Source organism: Streptomyces sp. NPDC127177 (assembly GCF_042672475.1).
Classification (GTDB): Bacteria; Actinomycetota; Actinomycetes; order Streptomycetales; family Streptomycetaceae; genus Streptomyces.
Genome location: NZ_JBHXUW010000040.1, coordinates 21,111 through 41,150 on the forward strand (window position 1 = coordinate 21,111; position 20,040 = coordinate 41,150).

Here is a 20,040-nt window from a genome sequence, read left to right on the forward strand (position 1 = left end):
ACGGCGTCTTCCGTCGGCAGGCCGGGGCGTCGGAGTCACACCCCGGCCAGGGGCCGGGCTCAGGCCGCCACCTCCTGGCGCCAGGCGGCCCCCAGGCGTGCCGCCTGACGCGCCAGCTGCGTCGACCCGCCGCGTGCGGCCGTGGCGGCGAGGCCGGCTATCGGCCCCGTCCCCGGCGGACCACCATGTTCCGCGCACTCCGCCGCTACGGCGAGCAGATCGTTCAGCCCCCGGGGAGCCCGTTCGTGGGCCAGCAACCCGGGCAGTACCGGGACCAGCACGGAGAGCACGGTCCGGTACGCGCCGGTGGCGGCGGCCGTACCGGCCGAGTCGGCCAGCCTGCCCGGTTTCACCAGCCCGCGTTCGATGAGCACGGCCAGCTCACTGCCGAGCAGCGCCGCGTCCAGCCGGTCCCCGGCCGCGAGGATCAGCAGGGCGTCCACCGCCGACAGTCTGTCCTCCGGATAGCGGGCCCCGAGCGCGTACGCCAGCGCGAGATGCATGGCGCGGCCCGCAGGCCCCCCTGCCTCGACCAGTGCAGGCAGAGCCCATGCCCCGCCCCGCTGGTCATCGGCGCACGTGGTGACGGAGGGCAGCAGCCAAGCAGCCAGCGTCTCGGCGTCCTCGGGTAGCACGGCCAACTGCGGTGCACTGGCGCTCCAGTGGTAACAGCGCTGCTGCTCGGGGCTGTGCGGGCGGCCGAGCCAGTGGAAGGCGCGGGGGAACTCCTGCTGGATGACCAGGCGTTCCCTCGTGGCCAGCAGGACCCGGCGCGCACCGGCCGCCGACTGCTGCAACCAGCCCCGGGGCGCGGGAGTTCCGGTCTCCACATGTGGGCGGAGCACCGGTGCCACCGCTTCGTCGGCCCGGATCCAAGCGGCCAGCCGGTCACCCTCCGCGGTGCCGAGCCCCGCCGCCCGACCGGCGGCATCCCGGCCGCCACTGCGCCGGACACGCAGCAGTGCCTGGCCGAAGTCTGCGGGTCCCGGATCGACGCCGAGCTCCTGGTAGCGGCGCAGACGGTCGACCAGCTCCACCGGGTCGAGGGAGCCGGTGTGCCAGGTGGGTGTCGCGAGCAGGAAGGGCAGCTCCCCGGTCCGTATCGCGGCAGCGGCTTCCCACAGCCGGTCGCGCGTCACCCCGTCCAACGCGGCATGGAAGCAGGTGCCTGTCGCCGTCCACCTGGAACGGCTGTCGGCGATGGCCTGCTCCGAGGTTCGTCCGAGCAGCGACGCCGCCACGATGTGCAGGCCGTCGAGATTCCTGGTGGACCTGAGGACAGTCCCGTCCTGGTGGCCGGAGTGTGCCCACCACTGGTCAGCGAGCGCGGGGCGCAGTGCGTCGGCCAGGGCGCCCCTGTCGGTGTGGGCGCACCGGACCAGACCGTCCAGGGCCCGCTCGAAGTCGGTGACGTCCCGTGTCCCGGACCGCACCAGGGAGACCACGTCCTCGACGACCTCCGCCGTGGACTGGGGAGGCGGGGCGAGGCGGCGCGGGGCCGGAGCCGTGGGCAGGACCTCCTCGTAGCCGTCCCCGGCAGGTCCGTCGTCCAGGAGGTCACCGAACAGCGCGAGCGCTGCCGGGCGATGAACGGGACCCAAAAGCGCTGCCGCAACGGCCAGTTCCTCGCGCAGCTGCGGTGAGGACTTCGGGAGGTGGCGGGCGACGAGCTTGAGCGCCCGTTCCTGGATACCGATGTCCGGGTGCCCGAACGCCTCCGCGACCACGGGCAGCAGCTGCCCGGCCGCCGCCGGATCCCGGCGCAACACCTTTCCCAGTAGCACCAGTTGGGCACGGACCAGCTTCTTCTCCGCGCGGAAGAGCACCGGACCGGAGGCATCGGCCAGCCGGGCCACGGACAGTCTGCCGAGCCCGTCGAGCCGGGTGAGCACCTCCTGGGCGTATCCGGCCACCGGCGAGGGGCTGTCCCCGGCCATGGCGATCCAGTCCGCGACGCGTTCGGTCTCCTCCTGGGCGTCCGGTTCGAGACCCCGCAGGAGCAGCAGACAGAAGCGCAGATCGGCCGTCTTCCCGCCACGCAGCAGCCGGGTGGTGCAGCGGTCCAGCAGTACGGACCGGTCCAGCGCACCCTCCGCGGCAAGGGTGGTCAGCGCCGGGGGCCATTCGGCATCCGGACCACCGCCCCAGGTCACTGTCCCGGGCAGTTCCGGCATCTCCAGGAGGTGCGGTGCCAGGGCGCCGAGGTGCGGATCGGCGCGCAGGACGTCGGTCAGCGGCCGGTGGGGTTTCTGCTGCCACCGCGTCCTGCTGACCCGCTCGACCCACCCCCGGACCATGCCGTCGGAGACGGGCAGCGAACAGCCGGCCATCCGGGACACTTCGCTGACCAGCCGGTACTCCGCATCGGAATCCACGGAGCGGGCGGCCAGGCGGTGTGCGAGATCGGCGAGCCAGGCCGGATCGCGGCCGGCCAGGACCGCGAGCACCCACGGGTACGGCGAGTGCACCCACTCACGCAGTTCCCGGGCGCCGATCCAGGTCGCGCAGCCGGCGGCGCCGCTGTGGCAGCCCGCGCCGGCCACCAGCACGGCCTTCAGGGTCTTGGTGCGTTCACGCCAGTCCTGGCCACGTGCCTCCTTGCGCACCAGCTTCAACTCCGCCAGCGCCAGCCTGCGTTCGGCCCGGTCCAGCGGGGTCAGCAGGGCGGGTACATCCTGATGGCGGCCTTCGCGCACCGCGGTGAGCAGACTCTCCACGTTCATCGCGCACCTGCGCCGACCGTCGCGCTCCGCCGGGTCATCCGGACGGCCAGCGCGTGTTTGCACGGGCCGCGGCGACCCCGGTAGTCGGCCCACCACTGGCAGGTGCAGCTCAGTGCGCCGGCCTTCTCGCGGACCTGGTAGCGCCGGTCGCCCGAGGCGACCGCCGCCAGATCGCCGTCGAGGTCGACCGCGCCCGACTCGGCCAGCCGTCGCGCCGCCACCAGGCGTGGATTGTGCCGTTCGGCCCGGTCCGCGTCGTAGGGCAGCTCGCGGTGGAAGTAGGCCGCGTCCGCCAGGTCGTAGCCCACACGGCCCGCCGTTCCCAGCCGGACGAGCGCCGCACGCACGCGTTCGACCGGCAGGCCCGACTGTTCCGCCAGGTCCGCCGGCTCGATCCGGGGCTCCCAGGCCAGCAGCACGGAGATCAGCTCGGCGTCGGCCGCGGCGTCGTCGGTGGCGAGCGCATCAAGTACTCCGCCTTCGCCGGAGAAGCCCCGTGAGGCCTCGGGCGACAATGTCAGAGTGAGTCGCATGCCTGGCAGCACCACCTCCCACGCGCTCGCGGCCGCGACGCCGTCGGCCACCGGGCCGTACACCCGCAGCGCCGTCGCGTACCGAAGGACGCGCTGAAGCGTGGCCAGCCGCTGCGGTCCCGGCAGACAGACGGCTCCCGGAGTTGGACGCGTCGTCGGCCGGAGGGCTTTGCCGGCCGGGAGCACCCACTGCGCGCCGCGCGAGGCGCTGCCCGACGAGCGAGGCAGCGACCGCAGGAACCGGACGGCCTCGGCTGCCGGGAGCTCGGCCCGCAGATCGAAGGCTGCGGACGCCACCTGTGCCTCGGCGAAGCCCCGCAGCCACCGGTCCGGCAGCGGAACCTTCTTCTCCACGACGGGCCCGTCCAGGGTGGTGACCGCCATCTCCTGGGGACCCACCCGCAGATGCAGCGGATCGTCGCCGCCTATGCGCGAAAGCGCCTCGCGCAGGGGATTGTTCACATCCACGTTGGTGGTGCCATGACCCGTCCGCGTCCCGTCGAGGCCGTCGCGCAGCACGTCCAGGCGGGCGTAGACCCCGCAGCAGCCCGAGAAGGACTCGAAGCGCAGCCGGTCGCCGTTTCCCGTCACCACCGGGTCGAGCGAGGACGACAGCGTCCGCTGGTAGTAGCGGGCGGCCGCCACGTCCGCCACCGCGAGCAGTCCGCGGGCCGCGATCGCGGGCGAGGTGAGGAATCCCTCGAAGAACCGGGGGTGGGCTTCGGCTCCACGCGGTGTGAGACCGCCTGCCGTCTCCAGGCCGAGCAACTGCCCTGCCTGCGAGGACTTCAGAACGGACGGACGTGAATAGGCCAGCGCCTGTACGGATCGGGTCATGAAGAAAACGGTAGGACCCACCACTGACAATCGGTCCGGGACCGTTTGCGGCCGACCGGGGCGCGGGCGCCGCACCGAACTCCGGCCGGCCCGGCCCCGGAAGCCGTTCAGCGCACGCGGCTCACTGGCCCACCCGCCCCGGCTGCAGCACCTTGCTGAACAGGACGGATCCACCCGACGCGCGCAGCCGGACGGTCAGTTCACCGCTTTCCCCGTCGATCTCGACCTCGCCGAAGAGGGGAGGAGTCTCCATTGGCGACACGTTCGCTCGATCGGGTGCCTGTACGAACACTTGATCTGGTCCGAATGTGCCGTCGAGCGGATTGGAGGGAAACTGTCCGGCGGCCAGTGGCCCGGTCACGAACTCCCAGAACGGCTCGAAGTCCTTGAACGCCGCCCGCTCGGGGGCGTAGTGCTGGGCCGACGTGTAGTGCACGTCGGCTGTCAGCCAGAGCGTGCCCGTGATCCGGCGGTGCTTGATGTACCGGAGAAGTTCGGCGATCTGCAGTTCGCGGCCCAGCGGTGCTCCGGGATCGCCCTGCGCCACCGCTTCGAAGTCCGTTTCGCCGTCGGCCACTACCAGGCCGAGTGGCATGTCCGCGGCGATGACCTTCCACACCGCCCGTGACCGGGTCAGCTCCCGCTTGAGCCAGGCCAGTTGCTCCGGGCCGAGGATCCCGGTGGTGTCGTCCGGCTGTCGGCCGGGGGAGTTGGCATCGCGGAACGAGCGCATGTCCAGGACGAACACATCGAGCAGCGGACCGTGCCGCACGACCCGGTGCACCCTGCCGCCGCCAGAGGGCTGATGCAGCGTCGACACCGGGAAGTACTCGCTGAAGGCCCGCATCGAGCGGGCCGCGAGAACGTCGATGTCCTTCTCGGTGTACCGGTCGTCGTCGAGGATCTGCCCCGGATACCAGTTGTTGCGCACCTCGTGGTCGTCCCACTGGATGATCGAGGGCACCTGCGCGTTGAACTCCCGGAGGTTGTCGTCCAGGAGGTTGTAGCGGAAGTTGCCCCGGTAGTCGGCGAGCGTCTCGGCGACCTTCGCCTTCTCCTCGGTGGTGACGTTGTGCCAGACACGGCCGTCGGGCAGCGGCACGCTGGGCTCGATCACACCGTCCGCGTAGATGTTGTCGCCGCTGCAGAGGAAGAAGTCCGGGTCCAGACGGCGCATCTCGTCGTACACCCGGTATCCGCCGATGTCCGGGTTGATGCCCCAGCCCTGCCCCGCGATATCCCCCGACCACAGGAAACGTACTCCGTCCCGGCGCCTGGCAGGCGCCGTACGGAAGGTGCCGTACACCGGTTCACCGGTGCGGCGTGGGTCGTCCGGTGCGACGAGCGTCACCCGGTAGTGCACCTGCTCGCCCGGCGGCAGACCGTGGAGCGGCGTCGTCCCGGTGAAGTCGGTGCCCGGACCGAGCAGCGGACCGTGCCAGCTGCGCGGGCGCCGGAACGACTCGGTGGCCGATGTCTCCACCACCATCCGGGCCGGGCGGTCGGACCGCACCCACACGAGCGCGGAGGAAGCCGTGACATCGCCGACCTGCACACCCCAGGCAGCGCCCGGACGGCCCGACCGGGCGAAGGCGGGGGCCGCCGCGCCCGCCACCGGAAGGGTGAGAGCGGCCGACGCGGCCAGCGAACCGCGCAGCACGGCACGGCGGTCGGGGGACGGAATTCGCGGACGGTGCGGCATCGAAGCGCCTCCGGGGCAGCGGGTGGGACGGACGTACTGCCGGCTCACCCTCGCGCCCGACGGAGGCGGGCACACCAACGCGAGGTGAATACCCGGCCGCCCCATCCGCTCAGGCGTCACCCCGCTGCGCCTCGGCCAGCAGCCTTACTCCCCGTGCGATGTCCACCGGCGCCAGCTGCGCGTACCCCAGGACCAGGCTCACCGAACGGCCCGTGGGCCGGCCCGTTCCGCAGTCGCTCAGCAGCCGCAGCGCGATCCCGGCACGGGTGGCACGGGCGACGAACCCGGCCTCGGGGCCGTACTGTCCGGGCAGCCGGGCGATGATGTGGAGTCCCGCGGCGATACCGCTGACCTCGGTGCCGGGGAAGTGCTCGGCCAGAGCTGCCGTCAGTGTGTCGCGGCGTTCCCGATAGGCACGCTGACAGCGTCGCAACTGCCGGTCATAACCTCCCCGGGCAATGAAATCGGCGAGAACCGCCTGGTCGACGGCCGGATTGCCGAGATCCATCGTGCGCTTGCGACTGACGATCTCGTCCGTCATCGACGCCGGTGCCAGCAGCCATCCCAGGCGCAGTCCGGGTGCGAGGGACTTGCTCACAGAGCCGGTGTACGCGACGTGCTCGGGATCCAGTCCCTGCAAGGCGCCCACAGGTGCCCGGTCGTAGCGGAAGTCGCCGTCGTAGTCGTCCTCCACGATCAGCCCGTCGGCGTCCCGCGCCCAGTCCAGGAGCAGACTGCGGCGAGCGGCGGAGTACGCGATTCCGGTGGGGAACTGGTGGGCCGGGGTGGTCATCACGGCTCGCACCCCGGAGCGCACGAGCGGCTCGGTCGCCAGCCCTTCGTCGTCGAGCGGCAGCCGGCGCGTGGCGAGCCCGGTCGAGGCGAACAGCGAGGCGTGTTCGGGGCTCCCGGGGTCCTCGACACCCACCGTGCGCAGCCCGCGTCCGCGCAGCACGAACCCGAGCAGTGTCGTCGCCTGCGCCACGCCCGAACAGACCAGCAGACGCTCCGGATCGGCCACCACCCCACGACGCCGCGTCAGCAGTGCCGCGAGGGCGACCCGCAGTTCGGGCAGTCCCCGCGGATCGGGATAGCCCAGGGCGCTGTGCGGCAGCCGCCCGAGCACCGAACGGTGGGCGGCGGCCCAGGCGCTGCGCGGGAAGAGCGAGAGGTCCGGGGTCCCGGGGCGGAAGTCGACGCGCGTGCCGGGGGTGCGCGGGGCGAGATCGCGGGCCCGCTGTGCCCCGGACCGTGCCGACCCGCTCACCCATGTACCCGCACCGACACCGCTGCGCAGGTAGCTCTCGGCGCTCAGCTGTTCGTAGGCCTCGGTGACCAGACCGCGTGAGACGCCGAGATCGGCCGCGAGTTCACGGCTGGAGGGAAGCCTCGTCCCCGCTGCGAGACGTCCGGAGCGGACCGCCTCACGCAGCGCCGACTGAAGGGCGCGACCGCGCCCGCGGGCCGGAGCTGACGCCGCCGGAAGCAGCAGCTCCCAGGCGGCGGAGAACGGACCCCGGTTGCCGCCATCGCCGTCCGGTGCCGGATTGGTCCCCGAAGAGGTCATGGAAGTGGACCTTAAACCGGACCGCGGCGCTGCCTAGCGTCGGTGCCATGAACGTGACCTATCTGCGCGGGGCCCTCCTCGCCGCCTTCGCGTGCATCCTCGTGGGTGCCTCCTTCACCGCCAACAGCGTCCTCGGCGACTACCCCTACGCGGGTGGTCAGGCACTGCGCTACGGGCTGGCCGGCCTGCTGCTCCTGCCAATTCTGCGGCAGGGCGGAGCACCCCCGCCCGCAGCCGTGCTGAGGGGGCTCAGCAGACGGCAGTGGGGGCGGCTCTCCCTCCTCGCGGCTGTCGGGATGGTCGGTTTCAACCTGGCCGTCCTGGCCGCCGAGCGATCCGCGGAGCCCGCCGTTCCGGGCGTCTTCGTGGGGTGCGCCCCGATCGTGGTCGCGGTGCTCGTGCCTCTGCTGGACGGACGCCGGCCGGCCCGCGCCGTGCTCTACGCGGCCGGGCTGGTCGCCGCGGGCGCCTTCACGGTCCAGGGGTGGGGCCGCACGGACGCGGCGGGCATCCTCTGTTCGGTCGCCGCGCTGGCGGGCGAGGTGGGCTTCGCCGTCATCGCGGTACCGGTTCTGCGCCCGCTCGGCCCGAAGCTGCTGTCCGCCGCGGTCTGTGTGATCGCCGCCGTCGAGTCGGCCGTGCTGGGGCTGCTGCTGGACGGTGGCGGTTTCCTGCGGATGCCGTCACCCGGTGAGACAGCGGCGCTGCTGTGGCAGGCCGCCGTGGTCACGGTCGTCGGATTCGTCTGCTGGTACATGGGCATGCAGCGCATCGGTGCCGAGCGCGCCACGCTCTTCTCCGGTCTGATCCCGGTCTCCGCCGCGCTCACCGCCCCGCTGGTCGGCGCCGGTTCGTACGGCCTGGCGCAGGCAGCGGGGAGCTGTCTCGTCGGGTTGGGCGTGGCGCTCGGATCGGGTGTCCTGCGCCGGCGTACGTCCCTGCCCGGGACGGGCTCAGCGACTGGTGTCGAGAATCACCCGCGCCACCAGAGCCGGATCGTCGCTCATCGGGACATGACCACAGCCGGGCAGCCGCACCAGCCGCGCGCCGGGGACGGTGTGCTTGGCCCGGACCCCCTGGCGGCGCAGGAGGAGCCGGTCGCCGCTGCCCCAGGCGATGGTCACCGGAAGCCCCGGAACATCGTCGGTGAACCGCACGTCGCGCCCGGCGGCCAGCGTCTGATGGAACCCGGTCGCCTCCCGCAGGGCGACGGTCTCCGAGACCGCCGCCTCCGGTGAACGGCGCCCGGGCCGGGCATAGATCGTGCTGGTCAGGACATTACGACCGGCTGCCGTACGAGAAAGCCGCTCGACCAGCGGCAGGGGCATCGACCCGGCGGCAAGTCGCATGGCGCGCAGGGTGCCGAATGCGAACTGCCGTTCCCGCTCGGTCCAGAACCCGGCGGGCGAGAGCGCCGTCACCGAGCGTACGAGCTTCTCGCGCCCCAGCTCCAGTGCCAGCAGCCCGCCGAGTGAGTTGCCCGCCACATGGGGGCGGTCCACGCCCACCGCCGCGCAGAACGCCCCGAGCAGGGGCGCCACGGTCGTGAGGTCGTACGTGAGGTCATGGGGGAGCGCGGGGGAGGCGCCGAAGCCGGGCAGGTCGACGGCGATGACGTCCCGTTCCACGGCGAGGACGGGGATCACCGGGTCCCAGGCCTGGCGGTGGTGGCCGATGCCGTGGAGCAGCAGCAGCGGTTCCCCGGTGCCCGTCCGCTCGTACGCGACGGACACGGTCCGCGGTCCACGGGGTGACTCGACGGTGAACGAGACCCTGGCTGCCATGGAGATGCTCCCGGTTGTTCCGGCACGGGACAGCCGTGCCTGCAGGCGACTTAGACAATTCGTCAACAACAATTACCGCCAGGTAGCTTGGAGTTCAAGAGGCCCGGGCGATTCGAACTGGACACCGTGCGGCACGTCGGCTGGGATGGGCCGGTGACAGCCGACACCGTGACCGAAGCCTTCGAGGAGCACCGGCCCGTGCTCACCGGGGTGGCCTACCGCATGCTCGGCCGGATCGCGGACGCGGAGGACGTGGTCCAGGAGGCCTGGTTGCGCTGGTCGGCCGTGGCGCGGGAGGACGTGCGCGAGCCGCGCGCGTTTCTCGTCAGGATCGTCACCCGTCTCGCCGTCGACCGGCTGCGTCAGCTCCGGAGCAGGCGTGAGGCGTACGTCGGGCCGTGGCTGCCGGAGCCCCTCGTCACCGACTTCGGTCCCGCCGCGCCCGACACGGCGGAACAGGCCGTGCTCGCCGACTCGGTCTCCGTCGCTGTGCTCGTCGTCCTCGAATCGCTGTCCCCACTGGAGCGGGCCGTCTTCGTGCTGCGCGAGGCCTTCGGCTTTCCGTACGCAGAGATCGCCACGACGCTCGACCGGACCGAAGCGGCCGTCCGTCAGCTGGCCGGGCGAGCCCGGCGACACGTGGAGGAGCGCAAGCCGCGCTACGACGTCGATCCCGTCCACCGCCGTGACCTCACCGAACGCTTTCTCGCAGCGGCCTCGGGCGGTGACCTCGATGGGCTGCTCGCCCTCCTCGCTCCGGACGTGCGTCTCGTCGGCGACAGCGGCGGGAAGGCGAAGGCGCCGCTCCGGATCCTGGAGAGCGCGGACAAGGTCGCCCGATTCCTCAGTGCCGTCGCGCACGAACCTGCTCCGGACCTGGAGATCCGGGCCGTCGAGGTGAACGGAGGGCCGGCGCTCCTGGTCCGCCTCGGCGGAAAGCCGGACTGTGTCATTCAGGTCGATGTCCGGGGCGGGGTTATCCAGTGCGTGTATATCGTTCGTAACCCCGACAAACTCACCGCTTTCGTCGAGGTATAGCTCCCCTGTGTCCTCCGTATGACTTCGGCGCGGCTTCCCGGAGCGCACCGGCCGCTTCAACCGGTATATCCCCTTCCGGTTGTTTCCGATCGATGGTCGCCGCCACCGTCTCGCCAGCCCCTGTAGCCCCACGGACCCGTCCGGACGTGGGGTTTTGTCCTACACGCGGCATTCCGGTCCACGAACGTCCTGTGAACGCTCTGCGGCAGAACCCCGTTTCACAGCGTCACCGGCTAAGGATTGGTCTTGACCAAGGTGGTGTGCCGTCCTATGGTCACAACGTTAAGACAGGAACCTTTAATAAATAACGTCGTGGAAAAGACGCTGGGCGATTGCGGAGGACAAGGGTGGGGACCACGCAGCTGGAATCGGTACAGGAGCCGAAGTACTGGCACCTCAAGACCGTGCTCAGTGAGGCACTCGACTCGGACTTTGCGGTGGGGGAGATCCTCCCCAACGAGCGTGAGCTCGCCGCCCGGTTCGGCGTCGCCCGGGCCACACTCCGGCAGGCCCTGGAGCAGCTCGAACTCGAGGGCAGACTGCAGCGCCGCCGGGGCGTCGGCACCACGGTCGCACCGCCGCGCGTGGGCGTGGCCGTCTCGACCGCCCAGCACGACTGGAGCGGAGGCGGAGCGGGCGAGGCATGGCAGCCGGTCGACTGCCAGACCGCGGCCGCACCCGCGGCGGTGGCCGGTCTGCTCGACGTGGCGAACGACGAGCCCGTCCACATCGTGCGCCGGATCCGGGTCACCCACGGGCAGGCCGTCGCGGCGGAGCTGTTGTACGTGCCGTCGTCCTCGGTCCCCGAACTCTCCGCCATAGACACCCCGTCCGGCGCCGCCCGGGCCCGCAGCGTCGTGCGCGAACTGCACCGGCTCGGCCTCGACGGCCAGGACCGCTCGGTGGAGCTCGGTTCCGCCCGTGCGGACGACGCCAAGGAACTCGACCGGCTTCCCGGCGCCCCCGTCCTCGTCGTGACCACCCGGTACCTCGCAGCGGGCGGCACCGCTGCCGTTTCCATCGCCACCTACCGGGCCGACACCTGCCGCCTCACCTTCGGTGACTCGGGCGATGTGGAGATCAGCCACCACGAACAGGAGCGCCGCGCCTCCTGACCAGGCGCGTTCCAGCCGCCCACCAGGACCCGCGCAGTCACGGCCCGTCGCACTCAGCGGCGGGCCGTCACCGTTCCCTCCACCGCGAAAAGCTGTTCCTCGACGTGGTCGAGCGCCAGCCGCAGCGCGCCCGTGGCCACAGCGGCCTCACCGAGCAGTGACAACGCCACCCGCGGGGGCCGAAGACAGTAGCGGGCCAGCTCTCCGCGGAGCGGGTCGAGCACCCCGTCCAGTCCGGCCGCCCAGCCCCCGATCACCACCAGCTCGGGGTCGAGCGCCAGCACCAGTGCCGCCACATCGTGGACCAGCCGCTGGATGAACCGCTCGACCGCCGCCTGCGCCTGCTCGTCGCCGTGCCGCGCCTTCGCGAAGACCGCGGCCACCGCATGCTCGTCCAGCGGATCCAGAGGCGTGTCCGTCGTGGACAGCAGCCGCTCCGGCGTCACGTCACGGCCCAGGAGGTGCAGTGCGCCGATCTCGCCCGCCGCGCCGCCGAAACCACGGTGCAGCCGTCCGCCGATCAGGGATCCGGCCCCCGGGCTCAGCCCCGCCAGCACGAACACGATGTCGTCGGACTCAGTGGCCGCGCCCTTCCAGTGCTCAGCGACCGCAGCGGCGTTCGCGTCGTTCTCCACGAGAACGGGGCAGCGGAAGGAGCGCCGCAGCCGCTCGCCGAGCGCCAGACCTGTCCAGTCCGGCAGCGCGGTGCCCAGCCGGACGGTGCCGTCGGCCTCCACGATGCCCGGGCTGCCGACCCCGACCGCCCGAAGGCTGCTGCGGGCGACGCCCGTCCGCCGCAGGACGTCGGCGACCACGGCACGCACCTTGTCGAGGCGGTCGTCGGCGCAGGCGGTCTCCGACACATCACGCGAGCCGGCGCCGATGATCCGGCCGTCCAGCCCCGAAAGCAGTGCCGAGACCCGGTGCGGCCCGATCTCGATGCCCAGCAGATACCCGGCCTCGGCCCGGAACCGGAAACGGCGCGCCGGACGGCCCTGTCGCCGTGCCTCGGCACCGTCGGGCGCCGACTCGACGACCAGCCCGGCTTCGAAGAGCCCTTCCACGACACCCTCGACCGTGGGCCGGGAAAGACCGGTGATCCGGGTGAGATCCGTGAGGGTCGGGGAACCGGCGCCCCTGAGGGCGTGCAGTACCACCGCGGAATTGATCCGACGCAGCAGCGACGGGTCCCCACCGGTCAGCCGGCCCACGGTGTGTCCTCCCAGCTCGTGCGCATGTCAGGCGGATGGTACTCGTTGCTCAGAGGCAGGGCGACCGCGGGACGCAAGGCCGTCCGGGAACGGGCGGGGATCAGCTCGGGGCGACGAATCCGGACTCATAGGCGGCGATGACCGCCTGGGTCCGGTCCCGGGCACCCAACTTCGCCAGAACCGCGCTGACATGGGTCTTCACGGTCTCGACCCCCACCACGAGCTTGGCGGCGATCTCCGCGTTGGACAGACCCCGGGCCATCAACCGCAGTACCGCGGCCTCCCGCTCGGTGAGCGAAGCCCGCTCCATGGCCTTCCGGGCCCTGCTCGTCCCGTATTCCGCGGCGAGCTGCCGGACCGCCGCCGGGAAGAGCAACGACTCCCCTTCCGCCACCAGCCGCACCGCATGCACGATCTCGGCGGGCCGCGCCCGCTTGAGGAGAAAGCCGTCCGCTCCCGCGCGCAGTGCCTCGTAGACGTACTCGTCGTTCTCGAATGTCGTCACCACCAGGATCTTCGGCGGATCCGGCACCGTGCGCAGCACCACCCGGGTCGCCTCGATGCCGTCCATGAGAGGCATTCGGACGTCCATCGCCACCACGTCGGGACGCAGTTGACGCACCAGCGGGATCACCGCGGCTCCGTCCCCCGCCTCACCGACGACCTCGATATCGGGCTGAGCCTCCAGAACGGCACGCAGACCCGCGCGGACCAAGGGTTCGTCGTCGACCAGAAGAACGGTAACCGGCATCCCATCAGCGTATGCCGTCCAGCGGAAGGCTCACGTGCACCATCCATTCCCCTCCGTACAGGCCGGTCTTGGCATTACCGCCCAGCAGGGCGGCCCGCTCCCGAATGCCCCGCAGTCCGCTTCCACCCCCGGGTGTACCCGTCGAAGCCGTGAACGGGTTGGTCACTTCCAATTCCAGCCGTCCACCGGCGACGGTGATACGGACCCGGACAGGGACGGTCCCCGAGTGTCTCAGCGCGTTGGTGAGGGACTCCTGAAGGATGCGGTACCCCTCACGGGACACCGACGCCGGCACCTGTTCCAGCGGACCGGACACCTCGGCATCGACCTTGGCCCCGGCGCCCCGCGCGGAGTCCAGCAACCGGTCTGCCTCAACCAGCGAGGGCCGTTGCCCGGAAGGCTTGCCCGACTCGCGCAGCACCCTCAGCACCCGCTCCAGGTCCTCGAGCGCGTCCCGGCCGGTCTCCTCGATCGCCACCAGGGCCCGCTCGGTGAACTCGGGATCGCGCGCCGCGCGGGCCGCACCCGCCTGCACGACGGCCACCGTCAGGGCGTGGCCGATCGAGTCGTGCAGTTCGCGCGCGATCCGATTGCGTTCGAGGAGCTGCGCGGTGCGCTCCTCCAGCGCCGTGAGCCGCTGAAAAGGTGTCGGACCCAGCAGCCACCGGGCGGCCGCGGTGATCAGCTCCCCACAGCCCACCACCACGGCCAGCAATATCAGCAGGGGAACAGGAGCGAGGAACGCGGCCCACCAGTGAGCCCCCATCCCGGAGGCCAACCACTCATCGCTCGGCGTCCTGCCGAACGCCGAGCGGACGAGGTCGACCGTCGTGGCCGGTAGCCACACCGTGGCCAGGCCGGTCAGGCCCGCGCACAGCAGCCGCACCTCCAGCCAGAGCGCGGTCCGCCAGCGCTCGGACCAGGAGGTGGACGGGGCGGCGGAGATGGTCGCGTCGGAGTCGCCCCGCTCCGCGGGCGTCAGCAACAACTGCGCCTGGATCCCTTCTGCCAGCCGCATCCCGGGTATCAGGCCGGCCAGAGCCGCGAGGGCGACCGGCACCCATGGTGTGTGCATCGAGATGAACAGCCACACGCTCACCACGGCGGACGGCAGGAGCAGATGCAGCCAGCGGGTGTAGGTGACCTGCGTGGTCAGCGGCCGGAGGATGCGGAACATGCCGTCCATCGTGCCAGCGTGCTCGGGTGCGACGGCTCCCCCGAGCGGGGGAGATGATCCCCTCCGGCGGGGGAGGACCGTCACCGGCGAGGCCGCCAGGCTGAGGACATGACCGGAATCGATGTCCACGAGCTCACCAAGGACTACGGCGCGACCCGTGCCGTGGACGACCTCACATTCAGCGTGCGACCCGGCCGGGTCACCGGATTCCTCGGGCCCAACGGGGCAGGCAAGTCCACCACCATGCGGCTGGTTCTCGGTCTTGACCGGCCAACCGGGGGCACCGCCACCATCGGCGGACAGGCGTACGCGGCACTGGACGATCCGCTGCGCCGTGTCGGGGTGCTCCTCGACCCGCAGGCCGCCCACGGTTCGCGGACGGCCCGCAACCACCTGCTGGTGCTCGCCACGAGCAACGGCATCGGTACCAGCAGGGTCGATGAGGTGCTGGAGGAAGCGGGCCTCGGCCAAGTCGGCGGACGACGGATCAAGACCTTCTCACTCGGCATGCGCCAACGGCTCGGAATAGCGGCGGCCCTGCTCGGTGACCCGGAGGTGGTAATGCTGGACGAGCCGTCGAACGGGCTGGATCCGGAGGGCATCGTCTGGATCCGGGAACTGATGAAGCGGCTGGCCCGCGAGGGCCGCACCGTGCTGGTCTCCAGCCATCTCATGAACGAGACGTCGTCGTTCGCCGACCATCTGATCGTGCTCGGGCGGGGACGGCTTCTTGTCGACCTCCCGATGCAGCAATTCCTCGACTCCCGCAGCAGGCCCAGGGTACGGATTCGGACGAACGAATCGTCCCGGTTCGGAGCGGCCCTAACACGCAAGGGGTACCGGGCCGCACAGGGTGCCGACGGCCGTTGGACAGTCGAGGACGTGAAGGCGGAGGAGGTCGGAGCGCTGGCAGCCGGCGAGGGCATCGCCGTGCTCGAGCTCATCGACGAACAGGCCACGTTGGAACAGGCCTATCTGGACCTCACCGCCGACGCGGCGGAGTTCTCGTCCGCCGCAGCTTCGCCCATCACCCGTCAGGAGGCCTGACCATGTCGACAACCGCAGTCCTGCGATCCGAATGGATCAAGATCAGATCGGTGCGTTCCATTGCGGGGTCCCTGATAGCGGTCTTCCTCGTAAGCCTGGTCGTCACGGTGCTCACCTTCGCCACCGTTGGTCAGGCAGAGGCGGACAACGCGGACGCCGAACTCGTCTTCGGAGCCTTCTACGCGCTGAACTTCGGTCAGATCGCTGCCATAAGCTTCGGGGCCACGGCTGTCTCGTCCGAATATCTCAACGGCGCATTGCGCATGTCGCTCGCAGCAGTTCCGCGCCGCACACTCTTCTACACGGTCAAGATGTCACTTATCGGGGGAGCGGCCCTGGCGGTCGGACTCGCCACCAGCTTCAGCGCGTTTCTGGTGGGGCAGCTGTTCATGGGGAAGTACGCCATCGGGCTGGGTGAACCGGGCGCCTTGCGCGCAGCGTTCGGAGGCGGGATATATCTCGCTCTGATGGCGCTCTTCGCGGCGGGGCTGACGATCCTGTTGCGCAGCGCGGTGGCCGTGCTCAGTCTGCTCATTCCGTTCATCCTGATCGTCTCCTTCGTCGTAGGGGACATCGCGGGTGGAGCAGCCGCCTATCTGCCGGACCGGGCGGGGCAGTTGGTGCTGCACCAGAACCCGGAAGGCAGCCTCGGCCCGTGGACGGGACTCCTGGTCACCGGGGCATGGGCCGCGGCGGCGCTGCTCGCCGGGTGGTGGGCGCTGCGGCGTCGCGACGCCTAGGACGTGTCCGGGCGCGCGGCGCCGGGCCGGCCCGAGGGGGCGAATTGCTCAGGGGGCCCCACCGGGGGCACACACGGTGTGGGAGAGCCGTGGGGACGAGTCGTAGGGACGAGATAGTCGAAATGCCGTCAAACCATGGGGCGGGGCTTCGGTTGTCAGCGCCGGACGGTTTACTGACGGCATGACCACCGCACATCACCTCCGCCTCATCGACGGGATGCGCACCCAGGAGTTTCCTGTGGAGCGCATCCGATCGGGCACGGGAGTCAGCGGTCCCGGCTATCACACGGCTTTCCTGCACGCGGACGACGACGGCTGGGACGAGGACGGGGCGGCGCGCCTGGAGCACCGGGCGCAGTGTCTTGCGGAGCACGACGCGCTGATCACGTTGCTCGGTTCGCGATGGGGGGATCCGCAGATGATCGGTCTGTGGAGTGCGCAGGAGCGCATGATGGCCGGCGAGGTGATACCCGATCCATGGGCCGAGACCGTTGCGGGCTGCGATTTTTTCCGCCTCTGGCACATCGACGAAAAGTGGATTGCTCTCGGGCTCAGCCTGGAGGAGGACGGTCCCGGGTGTGAGCTGACTGTCGTGGTGACGGAGATAGACCCGCCGTAAGGCGCGTGGATCACGGAAGACGCGTGGATCACGTGGTGCGCGCGGACCACGTAAGGCGCGTGGATCGTGTAAGGCGTGCGGACCATATAGTGCGCGTGGATCACGTCAGGCACGTGGGGGTACACGAGTCCATCGCTCCGCCTCGGTGGTCAGGGGCCGACGGGGTCGGTGAGAGTGTCCGTTGCGACGGCTGCGCGGAGGCGGCCGTACTCCTCGGCCATCGTCTGGGCGGTCCAGTGGGCGTTGAGGCCGCTGGGGTTGGGCAGGGCCCAGACGCGTGCTCCGCCGATCGTCCGTTCCTGCCGTCCGATTCGGGCCCGCCGTTCGCCGAAGGCCGTTCGGTAGGCCGTGATACCGACCACCGCCAGCCATTGCGGCCGCAGGCGTTCCACCTTTGCTCTGAGGATCTCGCCCCCTGCGCGGAACTCCTCGGCGGACAGTTCGTCGGCCCTGGCCGTGGCTCTGGCGACCACATTGGTGATACCCAGCCCGTACCGGAGCAACTCGCCCTGCTCGCAGGGCCTCAACTGCCGTGATGTGAAACCCGACAGATGGAGTACCGGCCAGAAACGATTGCCGGGGAAAGCGAAATGGTGGCCCGTGGCACCAGTCATCAGGCTCGGATTGATTCCGCAGAACAACACGCGCAGGCCGCCCGCGACCACATCGGGCACAGTGCGGTCACGGGCGGCCCTGAGCTCATCGGGTGTCATCGTCGTCCGGTGGAGACGGCCGTCAGAGGATGGAGCCCGGGGTGTACCCGGCGGCTGCCGGGTGCTGCTTGGTGATCTCCTCGATGCGGGAGACGAGAGCAGTGACCTGGTCACCCGCCGCACCCGTGAACGACAGCTTGTCGGCCATCAGTTCGTCCAGCTGGGCGCGGTCCAGGGGAATGCGCTCGTCGGCGGCCAGCTTGTCCAGCAGCTCGTTGCGTTCCGTGCCCTGCTCACGCATGGCCAGGGCGGAAGCGACCGCGTTCTCCTTGATGGCCTCGTGGGCGACCTCACGACCGACACCCGCGCGCACCGCACCCATCAGCACCTTGGTCGTGGCGAGGAACGGCAGGTAGCGGTCCAGCTCACGGGCGACGACCGCAGGGAAGGCGCCGAATTCGTCGAGCACCGTCAGGAAGGTCTCCACCAGACCGTCGAACGCGAAGAACGCGTCGGGCAGCGCCACTCGGCGGACGACGGAGCAGGACACATCTCCCTCGTTCCACTGGTCGCCGGCCAGCTCGCCGGCCATCGACGCGTAACCGCGCAGGATCACCATCAGGCCGTTGACGCGCTCGCAGGAGCGGGTGTTCATCTTGTGCGGCATTGCGGACGAGCCGACCTGGCCGGGCTTGAAGCCCTCGGTCACCAGTTCGTGGCCGGCCATCAGCCGGATGGTCTTCGCGACCGAGGAGGGTGCGGCGGCGAGCTGCACCAGCGCTGTCACCACGTCGTAGTCGAGCGAGCGCGGGTATACCTGGCCGACCGAGGTGAAGGCCTGGGCGAAGCCGAGGTGTCCGGCGATGCGCTGTTCCAGCTCGGCCAGCTTCCCGGCGTCGCCGCCCAGCAGGTCGAGCATGTCCTGGGCCGTGCCGACGGGGCCCTTGATGCCGCGCAGCGGGTAGCGGCCGAGCAGGTCCTCGAGCCGGCCGTAGGCGACCAGCAGCTCGTCAGCCGCCGTCGCGAAACGCTTGCCGAGCGTCGTCGCCTGAGCGGCGACGTTGTGGGAGCGGCCGGCGATGACCAGCTCGCGGTACTCTCCCGCGAGCCTGCCGAGCCGGGCCAGCACGGCCACGGTGCGGTCGCGCATGAGTTCCAGGGAGAGCCGGATCTGGAGTTGCTCGACGTTCTCGGTGAGGTCCCGGGACGTCATGCCCTTGTGGACCTGCTCATGGCCGGCGAGGGCGTTGAACTCCTCGATGCGGGCCTTGACGTCGTGCCGGGTGACCTTCTCGCGCTCGGCGATCGAGGCCAGATCGACCTGGTCGAGGACGCGCTCGTAGTCAGCGAGGGCGGCGTCGGGCACCTCGATCCCGAGATCCTTCTGGGCGCGCAGCACCGCCAGCCACAGCTGACGTTCCAGCTTCACCTTCTGCTCGGGGGACCAGAGGACGGCCAGCTCCGTGGAGGCGTAGCGGCCGGCCAGGACATTGGGGATGCGAGGCTTCGCAGACACAGCAGTCACGTGTCGAGATTCTACTGGCGGTTTGTGCAGGTCGGCGCCGCGGTCCGGGTTGTGGATTGCTACAAGGCGGGGAGGGTGGGCCGACCGCTACTCGTCCGCGTCCACCCGGCGCCACGTGGCGATCGGGCCCGGAGCGGCGGCGTCGTCCGGAGTGACCCAGAAGGCCCGACCGAGCTCGGCGCTGAACTGGGCTCCCCAGCGTCCGTCCCCCGACGAGCGTCCGGTCAGACGCCGCCCTATCCAGGGGAACAGGTGCTCACGGGCGAAGCGCAGATCATCGATGCGCCGGGTGGCCCAGTGCGGGAGGACGGCGTCGGGCAGGAGCGACTGCCAGTCGTCCTCCGGTGGCAGGCCCAGGGTCTGCCAGATCGCCTCGGCGACCCTGCGATGCCCTTCGGCCGTCAGGTGCAGACGGTCGACGTCCCACATCCGGGGGTCGCCCAGCACCTGGGCGCCGTAGAGGTCGACGACCTCCGCGCCGTGCCGGGAGGCCAGATCGTCGACCAGCGAGAACAGCTCCTCCATCCGAGGCCGGAACCGTTCCATCACGGGGCCGTTGCGCCCCGGGCTGCGCATCAGCACCAGTTTCTTGCACGACGGCGCCAGGCGCTCCACGGCTTCTTCCAGCCGCCCGCGGACCATGCCCATGTCGCACTTGGGGCGGAGGGTGTCGTTGAGGCCGCCGACCAGCGTCACGACGTCGGCACGCAGGCCGACGGCGACGTCCACCTGCTCATCGACGATCTGGCCGATGAGCTTCCCGCGCACGGCGAGGTTGGCGTAGCGGAATCCGGGGGTCCGGGCTGCGAGCCGGGCGGCGAGGATATCGGCCCAGCCCCGGTACGAACCGTCGGGCAGGCGGTCCGACATGCCCTCGGTGAACGAGTCGCCGATCGCGACGAGACTGGTGTAGGTGGCATTCATTTCCATGGCGATGCGATCGTATCGCGGAGCTCCCGGCCCCTTCCGAACGGCCGGGAGAGGGCGGCCCCGAGCCTGGGCCCGGGGCCGCCCCGAC

The 20,040-nt window shown here is 70.8% G+C and carries 16 protein-coding genes and 1 pseudogene; 6 read left to right on the forward strand and 11 right to left on the reverse strand.

Annotated features, from left to right (window positions below; translation table 11 throughout):
• Positions 1-59: 59 nt before the first annotated feature.
• From ACFVJX_RS23860 to ACFVJX_RS23875, 4 genes are all read right to left on the reverse strand, one after another.
• Positions 60-2,723: a DUF6493 family protein gene (locus tag ACFVJX_RS23860; RefSeq protein ID WP_384129722.1), complete on the reverse strand. Its 2,664-nt coding sequence runs from the start codon at positions 2,721-2,723 to the stop codon at positions 60-62.
• Positions 2,720-4,093: an SWIM zinc finger family protein gene (locus ACFVJX_RS23865; RefSeq protein WP_384129720.1), complete on the reverse strand. Its 1,374-nt coding sequence runs from the start codon at positions 4,091-4,093 to the stop codon at positions 2,720-2,722. Before ACFVJX_RS23865 ends, ACFVJX_RS23860 begins: the two co-directional genes overlap by 4 nt.
• A gap of 121 nt (positions 4,094-4,214) precedes the next feature.
• A complete protein-coding gene (locus ACFVJX_RS23870; protein WP_384129717.1) occupies positions 4,215-5,795 on the reverse strand; it encodes an alkaline phosphatase D family protein in 1,581 nt (526 codons plus the stop codon).
• A gap of 109 nt (positions 5,796-5,904) precedes the next feature.
• On the reverse strand, positions 5,905-7,362 hold the full coding sequence (locus ACFVJX_RS23875) for a PLP-dependent aminotransferase family protein (RefSeq protein ID WP_384129714.1): 1,458 nt from the start codon (positions 7,360-7,362) through the stop codon (positions 5,905-5,907).
• Positions 7,363-7,409: 47 nt separating this feature from the next.
• Between ACFVJX_RS23875 and ACFVJX_RS23880 the strand changes: the two are divergent.
• A pseudogene (locus tag ACFVJX_RS23880) lies at positions 7,410-8,258 on the forward strand (DMT family transporter); the annotation flags it as partial.
• A gap of 57 nt (positions 8,259-8,315) precedes the next feature.
• Here the strand turns inward: ACFVJX_RS23880 and ACFVJX_RS23885 are convergent.
• Positions 8,316-9,146 (reverse strand): alpha/beta fold hydrolase, encoded by an 831-nt coding sequence (locus ACFVJX_RS23885; RefSeq protein ID WP_384129710.1) that lies wholly within the window; start codon positions 9,144-9,146, stop codon positions 8,316-8,318.
• A gap of 153 nt (positions 9,147-9,299) precedes the next feature.
• Here ACFVJX_RS23885 and ACFVJX_RS23890 point away from each other — a divergent pair, with 153 nt between their 5' ends.
• Both ACFVJX_RS23890 and ACFVJX_RS23895 read left to right on the forward strand, forming a co-directional pair.
• Positions 9,300-10,184 (forward strand): RNA polymerase sigma-70 factor, encoded by an 885-nt coding sequence (locus tag ACFVJX_RS23890; RefSeq protein WP_384129707.1) that lies wholly within the window; start codon positions 9,300-9,302, stop codon positions 10,182-10,184.
• A gap of 347 nt (positions 10,185-10,531) precedes the next feature.
• The gene (locus ACFVJX_RS23895; RefSeq protein ID WP_384129703.1) at positions 10,532-11,299 is read left to right on the forward strand and encodes a GntR family transcriptional regulator; all 768 of its coding nucleotides are present in this window, start codon (positions 10,532-10,534) and stop codon (positions 11,297-11,299) included.
• 53 nt (positions 11,300-11,352) lie between these two features.
• Here the strand turns inward: ACFVJX_RS23895 and ACFVJX_RS23900 are convergent, their stop codons facing one another.
• The 3 genes from ACFVJX_RS23900 to ACFVJX_RS23910 form a co-directional block, all read right to left on the reverse strand.
• Entirely contained in the window at positions 11,353-12,510 is a 1,158-nt protein-coding gene (locus ACFVJX_RS23900; RefSeq protein ID WP_384129699.1) for an ROK family transcriptional regulator, read from the reverse strand.
• A gap of 100 nt (positions 12,511-12,610) precedes the next feature.
• On the reverse strand, positions 12,611-13,261 hold the full coding sequence (locus tag ACFVJX_RS23905) for a response regulator (protein WP_384129696.1): 651 nt from the start codon (positions 13,259-13,261) through the stop codon (positions 12,611-12,613).
• A gap of 4 nt (positions 13,262-13,265) precedes the next feature.
• Positions 13,266-14,438, reverse strand: a complete 1,173-nt coding sequence (locus ACFVJX_RS23910) for a sensor histidine kinase (RefSeq protein ID WP_384129693.1) — start codon at positions 14,436-14,438, stop codon at positions 13,266-13,268.
• Positions 14,439-14,546: 108 nt separating this feature from the next.
• Here ACFVJX_RS23910 and ACFVJX_RS23915 point away from each other — a divergent pair, with 108 nt between their 5' ends.
• The 3 genes from ACFVJX_RS23915 to ACFVJX_RS23925 all read left to right on the forward strand — a co-directional run bounded on the left by ACFVJX_RS23915 (position 14,547) and on the right by ACFVJX_RS23925 (position 16,844).
• Positions 14,547-15,485 (forward strand): ATP-binding cassette domain-containing protein, encoded by a 939-nt coding sequence (locus ACFVJX_RS23915; RefSeq protein ID WP_384129690.1) that lies wholly within the window; start codon positions 14,547-14,549, stop codon positions 15,483-15,485.
• A gap of 2 nt (positions 15,486-15,487) precedes the next feature.
• A complete protein-coding gene (locus ACFVJX_RS23920; RefSeq protein WP_384129688.1) occupies positions 15,488-16,225 on the forward strand; it encodes an ABC transporter permease in 738 nt (245 codons plus the stop codon).
• Between the two features lie 181 nt (positions 16,226-16,406).
• On the forward strand, positions 16,407-16,844 hold the full coding sequence (locus tag ACFVJX_RS23925) for a hypothetical protein (RefSeq protein ID WP_384129685.1): 438 nt from the start codon (positions 16,407-16,409) through the stop codon (positions 16,842-16,844).
• Positions 16,845-16,993: 149 nt separating this feature from the next.
• On the opposite strand, the gene mug is transcribed toward ACFVJX_RS23925, so the two are convergent.
• The 3 genes from mug to ACFVJX_RS23940 all read right to left on the reverse strand — a co-directional run bounded on the left by mug (position 16,994) and on the right by ACFVJX_RS23940 (position 19,952).
• On the reverse strand, positions 16,994-17,557 hold the full coding sequence (mug, locus tag ACFVJX_RS23930) for a G/U mismatch-specific DNA glycosylase (RefSeq protein WP_384129682.1): 564 nt from the start codon (positions 17,555-17,557) through the stop codon (positions 16,994-16,996).
• A 22-nt stretch (positions 17,558-17,579) separates the two neighbouring features.
• The gene (gene purB, locus ACFVJX_RS23935) at positions 17,580-19,022 is read right to left on the reverse strand and encodes an adenylosuccinate lyase (RefSeq protein ID WP_384129679.1); all 1,443 of its coding nucleotides are present in this window, start codon (positions 19,020-19,022) and stop codon (positions 17,580-17,582) included.
• 87 nt (positions 19,023-19,109) lie between these two features.
• On the reverse strand, positions 19,110-19,952 hold the full coding sequence (locus ACFVJX_RS23940) for an SGNH/GDSL hydrolase family protein (RefSeq protein WP_384129676.1): 843 nt from the start codon (positions 19,950-19,952) through the stop codon (positions 19,110-19,112).
• Between the last annotated feature and the right edge of the window lie 88 nt (positions 19,953-20,040).

Coding starts and splice junctions, on each gene's coding strand:
- ACFVJX_RS23920 (WP_384129688.1), top strand. CDS start 15,488: ATGTCGACAACCGCAGTCCTGCGATCCGAATGGATCAAGATCAGATCG.
- ACFVJX_RS23910 (WP_384129693.1), bottom strand. CDS start 14,438: ATGTTCCGCATCCTCCGGCCGCTGACCACGCAGGTCACCTACACCCGC.
- ACFVJX_RS23915 (WP_384129690.1), top strand. CDS start 14,547: ATGACCGGAATCGATGTCCACGAGCTCACCAAGGACTACGGCGCGACC.
- ACFVJX_RS23905 (WP_384129696.1), bottom strand. CDS start 13,261: ATGCCGGTTACCGTTCTTCTGGTCGACGACGAACCCTTGGTCCGCGCG.
- ACFVJX_RS23870 (WP_384129717.1), bottom strand. CDS start 5,795: ATGCCGCACCGTCCGCGAATTCCGTCCCCCGACCGCCGTGCCGTGCTG.
- ACFVJX_RS23925 (WP_384129685.1), top strand. CDS start 16,407: ATGACCACCGCACATCACCTCCGCCTCATCGACGGGATGCGCACCCAG.
- ACFVJX_RS23885 (WP_384129710.1), bottom strand. CDS start 9,146: ATGGCAGCCAGGGTCTCGTTCACCGTCGAGTCACCCCGTGGACCGCGG.
- ACFVJX_RS23865 (WP_384129720.1), bottom strand. CDS start 4,093: ATGACCCGATCCGTACAGGCGCTGGCCTATTCACGTCCGTCCGTTCTG.
- ACFVJX_RS23875 (WP_384129714.1), bottom strand. CDS start 7,362: ATGACCTCTTCGGGGACCAATCCGGCACCGGACGGCGATGGCGGCAAC.
- ACFVJX_RS23860 (WP_384129722.1), bottom strand. CDS start 2,723: ATGAACGTGGAGAGTCTGCTCACCGCGGTGCGCGAAGGCCGCCATCAG.
- ACFVJX_RS23940 (WP_384129676.1), bottom strand. CDS start 19,952: ATGGAAATGAATGCCACCTACACCAGTCTCGTCGCGATCGGCGACTCG.
- mug (WP_384129682.1), bottom strand. CDS start 17,557: ATGACACCCGATGAGCTCAGGGCCGCCCGTGACCGCACTGTGCCCGAT.